This is a genomic window from Streptomyces sp. NPDC059008, from assembly GCF_042749045.1.
In the GTDB taxonomy this organism is placed as follows: Bacteria; Actinomycetota; Actinomycetes; order Streptomycetales; family Streptomycetaceae; genus Streptomyces.
Genome location: NZ_JBHYJC010000035.1, coordinates 25,008 through 38,150 on the forward strand (window position 1 = coordinate 25,008; position 13,143 = coordinate 38,150).

Annotated in this window: 14 protein-coding genes; 6 read left to right on the forward strand and 8 right to left on the reverse strand. The window is 69.2% G+C overall.

What is annotated here, in order from left to right:
- The first annotated feature begins 8 nt into the window (after positions 1 to 8).
- From ACFWZH_RS29840 to ACFWZH_RS29860, 5 genes are all read left to right on the forward strand, one after another.
- Entirely contained in the window at positions 9 to 407 is a 399-nt protein-coding gene (locus ACFWZH_RS29840) for a hypothetical protein (RefSeq protein WP_384438022.1), read from the forward strand.
- On the forward strand, positions 404 to 1,867 hold the full coding sequence (locus tag ACFWZH_RS29845; protein WP_384438025.1) for a PrsW family glutamic-type intramembrane protease: 1,464 nt from the start codon (positions 404 to 406) through the stop codon (positions 1,865 to 1,867). Before ACFWZH_RS29840 ends, ACFWZH_RS29845 begins: the two co-directional genes overlap by 4 nt.
- Positions 1,864 to 2,301: a hypothetical protein gene (locus ACFWZH_RS29850; RefSeq protein ID WP_384438028.1), complete on the forward strand. Its 438-nt coding sequence runs from the start codon at positions 1,864 to 1,866 to the stop codon at positions 2,299 to 2,301. The genes ACFWZH_RS29845 and ACFWZH_RS29850 overlap by 4 nt, the downstream gene beginning before the upstream one ends.
- Entirely contained in the window at positions 2,282 to 4,417 is a 2,136-nt protein-coding gene (locus ACFWZH_RS29855) for a hypothetical protein (protein ID WP_384438030.1), read from the forward strand. The genes ACFWZH_RS29850 and ACFWZH_RS29855 overlap by 20 nt, the downstream gene beginning before the upstream one ends.
- 133 nt (positions 4,418 to 4,550) lie before the next feature.
- Positions 4,551 to 5,537 carry an NAD-dependent epimerase/dehydratase family protein gene (locus tag ACFWZH_RS29860; protein WP_384438033.1) on the forward strand — a complete coding sequence of 329 codons (987 nt, stop codon included), beginning with the start codon at positions 4,551 to 4,553 and terminating at the stop codon, positions 5,535 to 5,537.
- 122 nt (positions 5,538 to 5,659) lie between these two features.
- Here the strand turns inward: ACFWZH_RS29860 and ACFWZH_RS29865 are convergent, their stop codons facing one another.
- Both ACFWZH_RS29865 and ACFWZH_RS29870 read right to left on the reverse strand, forming a co-directional pair.
- A complete protein-coding gene (locus ACFWZH_RS29865; protein ID WP_384438036.1) occupies positions 5,660 to 6,082 on the reverse strand; it encodes a hypothetical protein in 423 nt (140 codons plus the stop codon).
- 130 nt (positions 6,083 to 6,212) lie between these two features.
- Positions 6,213 to 7,322 carry an FAD-dependent monooxygenase gene (locus ACFWZH_RS29870; RefSeq protein ID WP_384438039.1) on the reverse strand — a complete coding sequence of 370 codons (1,110 nt, stop codon included), beginning with the start codon at positions 7,320 to 7,322 and terminating at the stop codon, positions 6,213 to 6,215.
- Between the two features lie 166 nt (positions 7,323 to 7,488).
- On the opposite strand from ACFWZH_RS29870, the gene ACFWZH_RS29875 reads away from it, so the two are divergent.
- Positions 7,489 to 8,460 (forward strand): TetR/AcrR family transcriptional regulator C-terminal domain-containing protein, encoded by a 972-nt coding sequence (locus ACFWZH_RS29875; RefSeq protein ID WP_384438042.1) that lies wholly within the window; start codon positions 7,489 to 7,491, stop codon positions 8,458 to 8,460.
- A gap of 282 nt (positions 8,461 to 8,742) precedes the next feature.
- On the opposite strand, the gene ACFWZH_RS29880 is transcribed toward ACFWZH_RS29875, so the two are convergent.
- The 6 genes from ACFWZH_RS29880 to ACFWZH_RS29905 form a co-directional block, all read right to left on the reverse strand.
- Positions 8,743 to 9,240 carry a hypothetical protein gene (locus ACFWZH_RS29880; protein WP_384438045.1) on the reverse strand — a complete coding sequence of 166 codons (498 nt, stop codon included), beginning with the start codon at positions 9,238 to 9,240 and terminating at the stop codon, positions 8,743 to 8,745.
- Positions 9,241 to 9,329: 89 nt separating this feature from the next.
- Positions 9,330 to 9,860 (reverse strand): hypothetical protein, encoded by a 531-nt coding sequence (locus tag ACFWZH_RS29885; protein ID WP_384438049.1) that lies wholly within the window; start codon positions 9,858 to 9,860, stop codon positions 9,330 to 9,332.
- 390 nt (positions 9,861 to 10,250) lie between these two features.
- Positions 10,251 to 10,379, reverse strand: a complete 129-nt coding sequence (locus ACFWZH_RS29890) for a hypothetical protein (RefSeq protein WP_384438052.1) — start codon at positions 10,377 to 10,379, stop codon at positions 10,251 to 10,253.
- A gap of 34 nt (positions 10,380 to 10,413) precedes the next feature.
- Complete coding sequence (locus tag ACFWZH_RS29895; RefSeq protein WP_384438055.1) at positions 10,414 to 11,634, reverse strand: lipase family protein; 1,221 nt, start codon at positions 11,632 to 11,634, stop codon at positions 10,414 to 10,416.
- 551 nt (positions 11,635 to 12,185) lie between these two features.
- Positions 12,186 to 12,509: a TfoX/Sxy family protein gene (locus ACFWZH_RS29900; RefSeq protein WP_384438058.1), complete on the reverse strand. Its 324-nt coding sequence runs from the start codon at positions 12,507 to 12,509 to the stop codon at positions 12,186 to 12,188.
- Between the two features lie 152 nt (positions 12,510 to 12,661).
- A complete protein-coding gene (locus tag ACFWZH_RS29905) occupies positions 12,662 to 13,102 on the reverse strand; it encodes a VOC family protein (protein WP_384438061.1) in 441 nt (146 codons plus the stop codon).
- Between the last annotated feature and the right edge of the window lie 41 nt (positions 13,103 to 13,143).

Consider the following 13,143-nt stretch of genomic DNA (forward strand, 5'->3'; position numbering starts at 1 on the left):
GCATGGGGATGACGGACACGTCCGGCGCGTCACCGCCGGAGGCGGCGGTGCGTGACACCGACGGCGGGGAGGGGGGTCCCGGCCGGGTACTGGTCCGGCTGGTCCTGGCGGGCGGGCTGGTCGGTGCGGCGCTGCTGACGGCGTCCCTGGTCGTGGGCCTCACGAGTTCTCCCACGATGAGCGTCCCCCGGCTGCCGAAGATGCCCTCGTTGCCGACGGGGTTCCCCACGGACCTGCCCACGGGCCTGCCGAGTCTGCCCCCGATGCCGACGTCCCGGCCGTCGGGTCCCGGCTCGATGCCCACGGACTTTCCCACGGACTTTCCCACGGGCCTGCCCACCGACCTGCCCACGAACCTGCCGAGCCTGCCTCCCCTGCCGACCGATCTGACGGGAGGTGGCTCGTGAAGGGCCTTGCTTCCTTGCCGTTGCGGGACGACCGACTGGCGCACACCAGGGCGTTGATGATCGCCCGGATCGCGATCGTCCTGTATCTGGTCGAGTTGCTGTTGAACATGACCCGCCCGCGGGTGCTGCCCGACGAACCGGCCTTGTCGATCTTCTACGAACTGCCCGCGGGCCTCGGCAAGATGCCCGGCTTCGCGGGCTCGCTCGACCGGCTGCTGTCCATGCCGCGCGCCGTCTTCTGGTGCACGCTGGCGGGCATCGTGGCGGGGGTGGTCATCCAGATCGCGGCGGCCGTCCTACGCCGCTCCGAACGGCGCTCGGTGGCGCTGACCTGGCTGACGCTGGGGTGTCTGCTGTTGCCGTTCGGTCTGCTGTCGCTGGTGGTCGTCGTCGAGTACTTCCCGCTGGTGCTCGCCTGTGTGCCCAGTACGGCCCTCGTGCTGCTCCTGCTGCGCGGCGGGGTGCGGTTCGCCCGGGTCCCGCTCGCCGCACTGCTGGCCGCTTTCGCCTGGGGCGCGTTGATCGTGTTCGGACTGGGTCGCGCCTACAGCGGGCTCGCGTTCGGCACCCTCTTCGGCTACCTGGGGAAGTCCTCCGCCACCGACATCAGCCGACTCGCGGAGAACCAGTTCCGCACCATCGACCTGCTGATCGTGCACCTCAGCGTCGTTGACGCACTGGCCGTCGCGGGCGGCGTCACCTTGCTCTTCCTGTTGTTCCGCCACCGCGTCACCGATGCCGTGAGCGGCCTGGTCCTCGGCGCCGCCGTCGGACTCGGCTTCAACTTCGTGGAGAGCGCCCTGTACATGAAGATCTACGGCTCGCTGGGCGGCATGCTCGGGTCGACCGGTGGCTTCGAGTACTGGATCCGGCAGTCGATCGGCCTGCTCGGCGGGCAGGTGGCCTACGGCGCGCTGCTGGGGGCCGGGCTCGGCGTCGCAGCCCGGGCACGGCGGCGCGGGCTCCTGGCGACGGCCGCCGTGGTGGGGGCGATCGGCGGGGCCACGGCCTCCGAGCTCCTGTCCGGGTGGCTGTCCGGGCTCGTCCGGGGCCACGTCGAGGTCGGCAGCACGCTCGACGTCCTGGTGGTCTCCCCGTTCCTGTGGCTGCTCCCCCAACTGCCCCTGATCGCCCTGGCCCTCGCGCTGCTCGTCCATGGTCTACGGGCGCGCGCACCCGCGCTGCGGGCGGCCGTGGCGGAGGAGGTCGCAGCGGGCCCGGCCATCACCCCGGCGGAGGTCGCGGTGCTGACCTCGCCCGCGCTGCGGCTCTGGGCGGTGGTGGGCGCCTGGCGCTGGCGCGGCTGGCGAGCGGCCCGCGCGCTGCACCGCCTGCACTCCGTCCAGTTGGACCTGGCCGGCCACCACGTGCAGAACGATCCCACAGACACAGTTCACGCCGACGAGTTGCGCGCACGGATCGCGCGGCTCAAGGGCGTGCCCCCGGAGGTAACCCCATGAACGGTCTCAGAACTGCCTGGCGGACGGCCGTCAGCGCCACCGCCCTCGCCGGCACGGTGCTGTTCCTGACCCCGCAGCAGGCCTCGGCCTGCACGGTCGGGATCGGCTACAAGCCGTCGTTCGACATCCGCGACCTGAGCCACCCGAAGACCTGCTCGACGGGCACGTCGCTCGGCGGCGCCGGCGCGGTCGCCGCTCTGGTCCCCGGCGCCCTCGTCGCGGCGAGTTGGTGCGCCCACCGGAAGGCCGAGAAGGGCTTCGGCACGCCCTCGGAGAACGGCAGCACCGGTCCGAGCCGGACCCTGACCGGCTACCTGGACGCCGCGGGCATCACGGCGGGCCGCGGGCGCGACGGCGAGGCCGGTCCGGTCTCCGGCCTCCCGCGCCGGACCGAGCAGGAGACGGGTGGGCACGGTGCGGACCGGTCGCTCTAACCGCGCCGTACGAGGGGGCCGGTGGGGCGCCGCCTTACTGGCCGTCGGCCTCCTGGTCATCGGCCTGCCGGCACCCTCGTCGGTGGCTGCCGACACCCCCGAGACCAGCCAGTCCGCGACGCCCGAGGCGGGAGGCGAGTTCGCGGACATCGTGCGCGAACTCCTGGCCGACCCGATCGGCCGGGCCGGATACGAGGCGCACCGCACACTCAACATGCATGACGGCAACCGCAATCTGGCCGTCATCTGGTTCGATGTGAGCAATTTCCAGGCCACGCATTTGGCATCGATCACGCGGCAGTTCAACGAGAACCCCGCGCGCTCGGACTACTACATCGGGTACGGCAAGCTGCTGAAGCGCGAGGGGAACGAGGCGCTCTTCGACCGGATAGGCATTCAGGGAGACGGCCCACTCCTGGAGTTCGCCGCGGTCAACGACCCACGCAAGGACCACTCCGAAGCCATCATCTATGACAAATTCCTCTACCCCGTCCTCCGAAGCCTCGGCCTGGGCCACAAGGCGACCGAAAGGCTGATGAAGCGGGCGAGAGCCGGCTTCTCGGACCGTGGCCGGTGTACGGAATGCCGCAAACTCACCAGCGCCATCGACGAGAACAACAAGGGCAACGACAAGAGCAACTTCGTCTCCGGAACGGACTACGCGACCAAGCAGGAGAAGGCGGAGTCCGCGAACCGGGTGAACGCCCTCAACAGCCAGGCCCATTCCATGCTCAACCGGGAGCAAGAACAGGCGGAGCAACAGGCCAAGACGGCCCTACCGGTGTCGGGCGACACACAGACCCCGTGTGTCTCGATGGGCAAAAGCACCCCACGTCCCGTCATGGCGATGGCCGCACCTCTTGCCGCCGGCCCATGTGACGACGACGAGAGCGCGCAGTCGGGCGCTCTCGGCCAAGCACTGTCCGCCGACCCGGGTGCCGACGCTTACGGGGGCGTGGACTTCTCGACGTTGGAGATGCGTTATCTCTCCGACGGCTCGGACGGGGTGCGGTACGCATATTCTTCGCACCCCCTGCCCAAGGGCTACCAGCAGGACACCGCACTCGGAATGCGGATGGTGAAGAACCTGGGATCCGACCTGCGGACGTGGCTGGTGCTCGATCCGCGGAAGTTCTGGGTCAATCTCAATCCCACCGAACCGGACCGCATCGTCGACTCCGCGCTGGGACGGACCAACGCCGGACGCGCCATGCTGGAGGCCGATCTCCAGATGAAACGCACGTCGGCGAAGATCCTGCACCCCGACTCGGCGACGGGAAAGCAGTACTGGCGGCAACTCCGAAGCTCCGCGGACGGCTCCCTCTGTTTCTCCTCCCGGATGTGGATCGTGCCCGGAAAGGTCGAGGTGCGCCAGGACGGTGACGCGCTCTACATCCTCCGAGCACAGCTCGACGTGAAGACGCAGTCGGACCACATCGACGACCCCTATGCGAAGCCGTGCAACGCCGATCCGGCCACCAACGCCCACAACGAGAACCTGGAACGCACCCTCGTGCTGCCCAAGGTCGTGCAGGCGGTCAACACCGCCCCGGAGTACGCGCCGCTGCGCCGCGCGTTCATGGCGCGGATCATCGCGCAGTGGGTGCGCGAGCGGCACCGACAAGGGCACCCGACCTCGTTCGACACGCTGATCGGCTCCAAGGACCTGGGCCCGGCCAAGATGACCGGCGACTGGCGTCCCCGGAAGGTCTTCGACGACTACGTCCGCTCGTACCGCAACAAGGAGTTCGACATCACGCGGGAGACCTACGACGGACGGTACAAACGCCTCACCCGCTACGTGTACGGCGGCGCGGACCTCACGAACGTCCGGCTGACCGGCGTCTCCGCGACGGAGATGCGCAAGCGGTACCCGCAACTCGCCCAGTCCGCACGGTCCTCCACCGACCGCCGGGTGACCGCGGCCGACGGCTCGATCTGGCTGGGCGGTTCCGTCCAGGCGCCGGAACGGGGCTTCTGGGACGGCCTCAAGGACCAAGCCACCCGCCTGACCGGTGGAAACGGCTCCCTCCTCGTGGTGATCCTGCTCGCCCTGGGAGCCATCCTGTTCGGCTTCCGCAACCGCCCGAGCCGCACCAACCGCCCCGCCGCGTAAACCCGGAACGAGACGAACGCAGGCCGGGCCGGGAGTCGCGGACCCTGGGGACCGCCGTCTGTCGACGGCTCTTCCGGGTCCGCTGTCGGCGAACCCGCCTGGGTACTCGTGCCCGCGGTGCTTGGGTGTCGGAATGGACATCTTGGTTCTGGGCGGAACGGCGTGGGTGGGCCGGGAGCTGTCGCGACAGGCGATCGAGCGCGGTCATCGGGTGACGTGCCTGGCTCGCGGCGCAAGCGGAGAAGTCTCGGGCGGAGCGACGCTGGTGGCCGCCGACCGGCGCGACCCTTCGGCGTATGCACCCCTGCTCGCGCGCGAATGGGACGCGGTCGTCGAGGTGTCATGGCAGCCGGGGTTCGTTCGTGAGGCGCTCGACGCACTGGGCGGCCGGGCCAGGCACTGGGCCTATGTCTCCTCCGTCAGCGCCTATGCCTCCCATGCCACGCCGGCCGCGGACGAGTCCACGGCCCTGCTCGCTCCGACCGACCGGAGCGAGGTCGACCAGGCGTGGTACGGCGAGGCGAAGGTCGCCTGCGAACGGGCGTCGACGGCCGCTGTCGGCGACCGCCTGCTCATCGCACGCGCCGGCCTCATCGGCGGCCCGGGGGATCACAGCGGACGCTCCGGCTACTGGGTGGCCCGTGCCGCACGCGACCCGCAAGGCCCGATGCTGGTTCCCGACACACCGGCCATGCCGACACAGGTGATCGATGTACGGGACCTCACCGCCTGGCTGCTCGACGCCGCGGAGACGGGGACCCTCGGCACATACGACGCTGTCGGTCCGGTCGTTCCGTTCGGAGAGTGGATCGAGCTGTCCCGCGCCGTCGGCAGGCACACCGGTCCGGTGATCACCGCCGACTCGGCCTGGCTGCTCACGAACGGCGTGGCCGAGTACATGGGTGCCGATTCACTGCCGATGTGGCTGGTCGAACCGGGCTGGGAAGGGTTCTCCGCCCGGGACGGCTCCGCGGCACGCGCCGCAGGCCTGCGTCATCGGCCCCGGGCGGAGCTACTGGCCGACACGCTGCTCTGGGAACGCGAGCAGGGTCTGAACCGCCCAAGACGCGCCGGCCTCGGCGCCCAGCGCGAGCGCGAGTTGCTCGACGATCTCGGCTGAGGGCTGGTCCCCTGCGGTACGCGCCACGCCCCGATGATGTCGCGGCCTGACGCCTGCTTGGCAGCACCCCGAGAAGACCGTCGCCGACACCGCGCACCACAGCCCAGGGGGCACGGGCGTGGTCACCACACATGCCACGGCGGTACCGCCGGCGGTACCCGGCGCGGTACGTCCTGGCGTCCGGCCAGCGCGTCGAGCCGTTCGACCAGCCTGCGCAACTCGGCCGCGCTGCGGGCCGGGAGGGCCTTCACCATGACCTCCAGCAGATCCCTGGCGTGGAACGGATTGCCGCAGCAGTCCCAGTGCAGTTCGTCGCCCCACTCCCACTCCGTCGTCAACTGACCCTTGGGGAGCCGCACATGGTTCTTCCATAGGCGCACCGCCGCCACGGTCTGCCCCGGTTCCAGGTAGGTGCGGGTGCGCTCGATCCGCCGGATCTCGGACATGGTCCGCGCGGACAGGCCGTCGATGTCGGCCAGGGCATCACGGTCCGGTCGGCGGGCGGGGAGCTCGACCCGGACATTGTGCGGGCGCCTACGCGGCATGGGTCCCGTGGTAGTTCGTCATACCGCACATCCTGCCATGCCGGGCGCGAACGGGCCGGAGAGTTACGCCGGGCGCGGCAGCGGCTCTGTGCTGTTCCCGCCTGCCTCGATGTCCGGTCGGGGCAGGAGATCAGCCGTCCAGTGAGAGTGCGTTCTTGGCGTGCGCGACGGATTCCTCCGAGGCGGGTCCGCCGGGATTCTCCGTGGCCAGGGCCTGGTTGAGGGTGACGAAGGGGCGCATCCGCCGCTCGTAGCGGGCATACGCGGTGCGGTGGTCGCCGTTGTCCTGGGCGAGGCAGTCGGCCAGCACATGGGCGCCCACGAGGGCCAGGCTGGTGCCCTGCCCCGAGAGAGGGGAAGGGCAGTAGCCGGCGTCCCCGAGCAGGGCCACCCGGCCCCGCGACCACTGGTCCATCCGGATCTGGGCCATGGCGTCGCAGTAGAAGTCGGGTGCCTTCCGGGCGGCCTCGGCCAGGCGGGTCCCTTCCCACCGTATCGACGCGAGCCTGTCCACGACGAGCTGCCGCAGGGTCCCGGCGTCACGGCGGTCATGAGCGAGGGGGGCGGACTCGAAGCCGAAGGCGATCCTGAGTTCGGTGTTGTCGCGTACGGGCATGATGCCGAAGCCCGCGTCGCCGTCCCGCAGCCACATCTGCCAGTCGTCCAGGGCGAGGAAGTTGTCCGCGCTGAACACTGAGAGGTAGCTCCCCAGGTGGTGGGCGAAACGCTCCTCCGGACCGAAGACCAGGCGCCGTACTGTGGAGTGGAGGCCGTCCGCCCCGACCACGAGGTCGAAGGTGCGGGACGGTCCGTGCGCGAAGTCGACGCGCACGCCGGTCTCGTCCTCGTCGAGCGCGGTGATGCTGTCGCCGAAGAGGTACTCGACGCCTGCGCGCGTGTGCTCGTACACCATCCGTACCAGGTCCTCGCGCAGCACCTCGATGTCGTCGCTGTCCAGCCGTCCACTGCTGAACGTCGCCTCAGTGGAGCGGTCGACCTCGTGGCCGTCGGGGTCGAGGATCGACATGCCGCGCATCCGGGTCCGTACGCCGCTTGCCTGCTCCAGCAGGCCCATCCGCTCCATGACTTCGAGCGCGACGCCCCGGACGTCCACGGCCTGGCCGCCGGGGCGTTGGCCTGGAGCGCGTTCGACGACGGTGGGCGCGAAGCCGTGGCGGCGCAGCCAGTAGGCGAAAACAGGCCCGGCAATTCCGCCGCCGGAGATGAGTACGGTGCGCATGAGAAGCTCCTCCAGTGCTCTGTACGGTGTACGCGCCGTGAACGTACGTCGTACGCTCAGCCGCTTCAACTGGCCAAATGCGCGACGTGTACTAGGGCAGACACCCTCCATTGGGCATTTCCGCTGCTACCCTCTGCACTAGTACAGGACAGGAAGGCGACCGGTCGTGACGAAGGCCACAGGAAGAGCCGGCGATCCGCCCTATCTCCGCATCGTCGCCGCGATCCGGCGGCGCATCGCGGACGGTGAACTCGCCCCCGGGGACCGGGTTCCCTCGACCCGCCAGATCGCCGGGGAATGGGGCGTCGCGCTCGCCACCGCCACCAAGGCCCTGACCACCCTGCGCCTGGAGGGACTTGTCGAGGCCCGGCCCCGGATCGGCACGGTCGTTGCCGGATCCGCCCCCGCGCCGGCCCGCAGGCGCCCGTCACCCGCCCCGGACCCCGAGCAGGAGCTGAGCCTCGACCGGATCGTCCGTACCGCCATCGAGATCGCCGACGCCGAAGGGCTCTCGGCGCTCTCCATGCGCGGCGTCGCGGCCCGCCTCGGTGTCGCGGCGATGTCTACCTACCGGTACGTCCCGAGCAAGGAAGACCTCGTCCTGCACATGGCCGACGCCGCGTTCGGTGAGGAGTCCTACGGCGCGGACGCCCCCGAGGAATGGCGTGCCCGCATCGAGCTGGGTGCCCGGACCCTGTGGAGCCTGCACCGGAAGCACCCGTGGCTGGCCCAACTCGGCTCCCTGACACGCCCGTTGCTCGTACCCAATCTGATGGTCCACGGCGAGTGGGTGCTGGGCGCCCTCGACGGCCACGGCCTCGACCCCACGACGCTGTTCGACATCCACGTCCTGCTCTACAGCCATGTCCAGGGCCTGGCGATGCACCTGGAGATGGAAGCGCACGCCGAAGCCGCCACGGGCCAGTCGGAAGACCAGTGGATGGACAGCCGCGCCCCCGCCCTCCGAGAACTGGTGGAATCCGGCCGCTTCCCCACCTTCACCAAGGTGGTCGGAGCCTTCGGCGAGGGCTACGACCTGCGTCTCGACGCGCTCTTCGAATTCGGCCTCAAGGCACTCCTCGACGGCCTGACTTCCCTCGTCGAAGGTCAGAAAGCCGTCGCCAATTCGGAATCGTGAAGATCGTCGTCATCGTCGCCATCATCGTCATCGTCGACACGCATGGAAGCCGGACGACTGGTGGCGGGTGAACGGCGACGGATCACGGGCGACGGGCGACGGGCGAAACGACGCCGGGACGGGCAGTGCGGACGGCGTGCCCCCTACAGCACCACCCTCCACACCCCAGCCCGTTCGACCTCGACCTCGACCTTGACCTTGACCTTGACCTCGGCCTCGACACCAGCGGGCTCTGGCCGGCCATCGACTGCACGGCCCCTCGCCGGCTGCTGCTGAGTGGTGTCAGGCGTCGGAGCCGGTGTGCTTCTTACGGTTCTCCACGTGGTTGATGACGACGTTGGCCAGGGCCACCAAGAGGGTGGCCAGTAGGGCTGGCAGCCAGGGGTGCTCGACGTGCAGTCCGGGAGTGAAGCTTTCCACGAGCATGGCGGCGAGGAAGGTGGTGGCCGCCGAAAAGATCATTTCCGCCCCGCGTTTCACCTTGGGCGAAGCCGGGGTGAGGCGGAGGGTGAGGCGCAGGGGGTAGAGGAACACGGCGGCGAGCATCCCGCTGGGCAGGCACAGTACGGCGCCCCAGATGAAGGGGCCCACGCCGTCGGATTCGATCAGGCCATTGGAGACTGCGGCGACGACCAGAACCGCCAGCAGCAGGACCAGGAGCACGAGGGCGAGAACGCCAAGTCCCAGGCTGGTCATGCCGAAGGCGGCGAGCACCTTGTCCCGTGGGGACAGCGAGCTCCAGGTGGGCTCGGTCTCGTCGCTTGCTCGCTGATGCGGCACGGTGTGCTCCTTCCCGAGTCGGAGTGGTCGTGCGGGCGGCGCCCCTGACTCGATGCGAACCAGGGGAAGCCGCCCGCGAAGTCGCCTGCCTAGAGGGCGACCATCATGATGGCCTTGGCGATGTCATACGCGACGTCGGTCGGGACGCCGGCCTTCACCATGGCGATGGCGAGTGCGGTCTCGCTCCAGCCCTCGACGTCCTCGATCGCATCGGCGATCTTGCCGCCGTTGCGGGAGATGAAGGCACCGCTCTTCTTGCTGACCTTGCCGACGATCTTCCCGGCCCAGGCGCCGCCGTGACGCAGGCCGGCGACGATCAGCTTGCGCACGATCGTCCCCATGCCCAGGGCACGCTTGCTGCGCTTGTGGGCGTCGGGGTTCTCCAACTGCTGTGCGTACTGCTCGAATTCGCGGATCTGGTTCGCGTCGGCCCCGTCGGCACGCATCCGGGAGACGAGGTCACGGACATCGCCTGCGGTCGGCTGCAGCGACTCGGTGGCCTGCGATGCGGCGGTGGTGCCCGACTGAGCCTCGACAGCACTCGCGGCAGGTGCGGCAACGCCCAGGGCGACTGCTGCCGCGGCGGTGGCTGCTGCTATTCGGATGTAATTGGTCTTCACGTACACTTTCCCCTTGTAGGTGGGGGGAAGAGGGCATACGGGTACGCCGCTTGGCGTGGAAACTGAACGGCTCCCCGTGCCGTCTTCCCCCTGATATCCCCCGGCTGAGCCCGAGTCGGGTGTGGCCAGGTGGTGAGCTGCGAGATTAGCTCAGACCGCTACCAAGATCCAAAAAGCGGCAGGGTGAACAAGATCACCCCGTTAACGGAATTACGGACACATCCCGCCCTAGTGCCCCAACAGCCAATGTTTGCCCTGCTATGGCGCACCGTCTACCTCTCACCGTCAGCGATGGCCCCCCTCGCTCCCCCTCGCTCCACCCCTCTCGCTCCGCCCCGCCTTGCTGCACACAGCCGCTCCCACCGACAAGTGCCTGACCCCGACGCCCGGTCAGCCGGAACTATCGGCCGGCCTGCTGGCGAACTCCAGATCAACGTCGGCGACGCGGTCGCGCAACGGGCGCAGGTAACCGAGGAGATCGGGAAGCCGGAAGGAGTAGAAGGAGTACCGGCCAAGCATGGTGATGTGATGCCACCGTTGCCGGTGGAGCGCCTCAGTCGGTCTTCGCCGACTCGTCGAAGAACCTGACGATCTGGGGCAGGGCTTGCCTCACCGAGCCGTTGTGGTCGTAGTCGCCGACGTCGGTCAGCCGGTGTGCGGCGCCGTTCCTGGTCAACTGGTCGGCGCAGTACTCCGCGTGACTGAAGTCGACGTCCTTGTCGCCTCGGCCGTGGAATATCTCCACCGGTACGTTCGGCCGCCAGTTGCACGTGTTGTCCATCGGGCGCAGCTTGTCCTTCAGGAGACCGTCGGGCTTGCGGATCTTGTTCAGGAAGTCCTCGGTGAACAGGTCCTTGGAGGCAGCCGGGAGTGCGCTGGCGATCTGCCCGGTGGTGTGATGGCCGTCGAAGAGGACCTCCACCTTGCTGTCGTAGGGGGAGCGGAAGACGTCGCCGGGTGAGGTGTAGAGGCCGTACGTCTTGTTCCAGGCGGTGGCGAAGTAGGCGAGGTAGAGGCCGGATTTGACGATCTTGTCGTCGGCTGCGTCGGCCTCGAAGGCCGAGAGGTTGTAGGGGCCGCTGACCGGGGCGAGTGCCCCCAGCTGGAAGTAGCGGTCGGCGCCCTTCTGCTGAAGCGCCCGGCCCACCAGCATGGTCGCGGGTCCGCCCTGCGAGAACCCGCTGACCTGAACCTTCCGCTTCAGCTCCCGGCCGTTCCGGTGGGCGAAGGTACGGGCCGCGCGCAGGCCGTCCACCGAGGCCGCGACGGTGGCCCGAGGGTCACCGTAGGGGTGGAAGCCTTCGCCCGAGCCGAGGCCCACGTAGTCGGGCGCCGAAACGGCCCGCCCGGTCGAGGCGAACAGCAGGGCGACGAGCCGGTCGTTCGACTTCGGATTCTCCGAGGCGACGTCCTTGCGGTAGACGGTGGTGCCGTGCAGCCAGGAGACGGTGGACAGGTGGCGCGCCCCGTTCTTGGGCAGGACGACGAGTTGGCTCGCGGTCGTGGGGGCGCCCGCGCTGTCAGTGGTGCGGTAGGTGACCCGATACGCAGTCACTCCGTAGCGGACCTGGGACGAGTCGATCTCTCCCTGGAGTTCCCGGGCCACTTCCTCCGCTGTGAGGTCGGCCGCTTGCTCGACGGAGACGACGGCGCCGCCTTGTGCCCGCTCGCTGTGGGAGCCGGCCACCGCCGAGACCGGAGCCGGCAGGGCCGCCACACCGCCGAGGACCGCCACGCCAGCCAGAATTCGGATTTTTGTTCGCCATAAAGTCATGCATGGATCATGCCTGTCGGCCACTCCGCTGGGACATGGAGCGACCCCCCGAGCCGTGAGGGGGGAAAACCCCTGGGGGTCCCTAGGGGATGCCGGGTGCCGGATGCCCCATCCGTCCCGCCTCCCGTCCACTGCCGCAGCACATGCGCACACCTCGCCCCTGCGGCCGGAGTCCCCCGCCGCAGGTCGCGCTGATCACGGTGGGGCCCCGCTGCAGTAGATCCGGCAGGTACTACGACAGCACCCTGACGAGCCGCCAGGCGACAGAAGTCGGATAGCCCATCCTGAAGCGGAGCCACTGCTACCGCCAACCACTACACCGCTGCACCGCTGGCCCTCGCACCGAGCCCGACCCCGAGCATCCCCCAGCGCTACATGTCCGTTCGCCGTAGCTCTACGAGAACCGGGCCGTACGGGCCGCTCCTGCATCCGCACCCTCACTCTGCACGCAACGAGATGGCCAGCGCATGACCACCGTCGTGCGACCCGGGTCGCCACTTCGCACCGTGGTGCCAGCAGCCACCCGGCCGCCGGGAGTGGCCCCCATCAAGTCACTTGGGCGGGAGCTCGGCGGTGGCGTCCATGGCCCAGGTCAGCCAGTCGTCCAGGACGTCGTCGTCGAGGGTTTCCTCCGCCAGCAGGACCCAGCCTCTTTGTTCCCTGCCTCGGATCACCAGAGGCGCGGCGCCGGGGTGCTCCAGTGCTTCGTCGTTCCTTTCCTTGCCGACGCGCACCATGAGGCCCTCGTCGTACAGGTTGGCCAGTGCGTTTCCGTGGAGGAGGAAGGTCAGGCCGCTGAACATCTTCTTCGCGACCACTCCCTCGGGCTCCAGGCGCTCCATGACGCGTTCCGCCAGTACTTCGTCGTATGCCATGACTCCACCCTGTTGTCGGGGGCCCGAAGGGGTTGGCTGTGGTCATCGTTTCTGCTGGTCGCCGGTGTGGCCACCCGAGGGCCATGCGGCAGCCGGGAGGACGGCCTCGTCCTCCCGGCCGCCGGCGTGGTGCGCTGCTGCGGCGGCTGCGCTCAGGGGGTCTGGCCGGCTGCTCGCTGGCCCGGGTGGTGCAGCTGGAGGATCTCGTACACGGTTCCGGCGTCGTCGCGCAGGGTCGCGGAGATGCCCCATGGCCTGGGCTGCGGCTCCTGGAGGAAGGTCACGCCCCGCGCGGACAGGTCCGCGACGGCCGCGTGGCAGTCCTCGACGGTGAACGTGCAGCCGATCAGGGCACCCTTCTCGATCAGCGAAGTGAGCTGCCGGGCGGACTCGGGGTCCATGACCGGCGGGCCCGGGACCATCAGGGAGATCTGCACCTCCGGCTGGGCCTTGGCACCTACGGTGACCCAGCGCATGCCCTCACCGAACGGCACGTCCGTACGCGCCTCCAGGCCGAGCTTGTCGGTGAAGAACGCCTTTGCCGAGTCCTGGTCCAGCACCCAGACCACGGTCGTGTTCACTCCGGTAATCATGATCTTTCCTGTCTCTGTGCGGCACATCTGACCTCACGGTC

Excerpts from the sequence above, each read along its gene's own strand:
- ACFWZH_RS29840 (WP_384438022.1), top strand. The coding sequence starts at position 9 with ATGACGGACACGTCCGGCGCGTCACCGCCGGAGGCGGCGGTGCGTGAC.
- ACFWZH_RS29850 (WP_384438028.1), top strand. The coding sequence starts at position 1,864 with ATGAACGGTCTCAGAACTGCCTGGCGGACGGCCGTCAGCGCCACCGCC.
- ACFWZH_RS29860 (WP_384438033.1), top strand. The coding sequence starts at position 4,551 with ATGGACATCTTGGTTCTGGGCGGAACGGCGTGGGTGGGCCGGGAGCTG.
- ACFWZH_RS29865 (WP_384438036.1), bottom strand. The coding sequence starts at position 6,082 with ATGCCGCGTAGGCGCCCGCACAATGTCCGGGTCGAGCTCCCCGCCCGC.
- ACFWZH_RS29870 (WP_384438039.1), bottom strand. The coding sequence starts at position 7,322 with ATGCGCACCGTACTCATCTCCGGCGGCGGAATTGCCGGGCCTGTTTTC.
- ACFWZH_RS29890 (WP_384438052.1), bottom strand. The coding sequence starts at position 10,379 with ATGCTTGGCCGGTACTCCTTCTACTCCTTCCGGCTTCCCGATCTCCTC.
- ACFWZH_RS29895 (WP_384438055.1), bottom strand. The coding sequence starts at position 11,634 with ATGACTTTATGGCGAACAAAAATCCGAATTCTGGCTGGCGTGGCGGTC.
- ACFWZH_RS29900 (WP_384438058.1), bottom strand. The coding sequence starts at position 12,509 with ATGGCATACGACGAAGTACTGGCGGAACGCGTCATGGAGCGCCTGGAG.
- ACFWZH_RS29905 (WP_384438061.1), bottom strand. The coding sequence starts at position 13,102 with ATGATTACCGGAGTGAACACGACCGTGGTCTGGGTGCTGGACCAGGAC.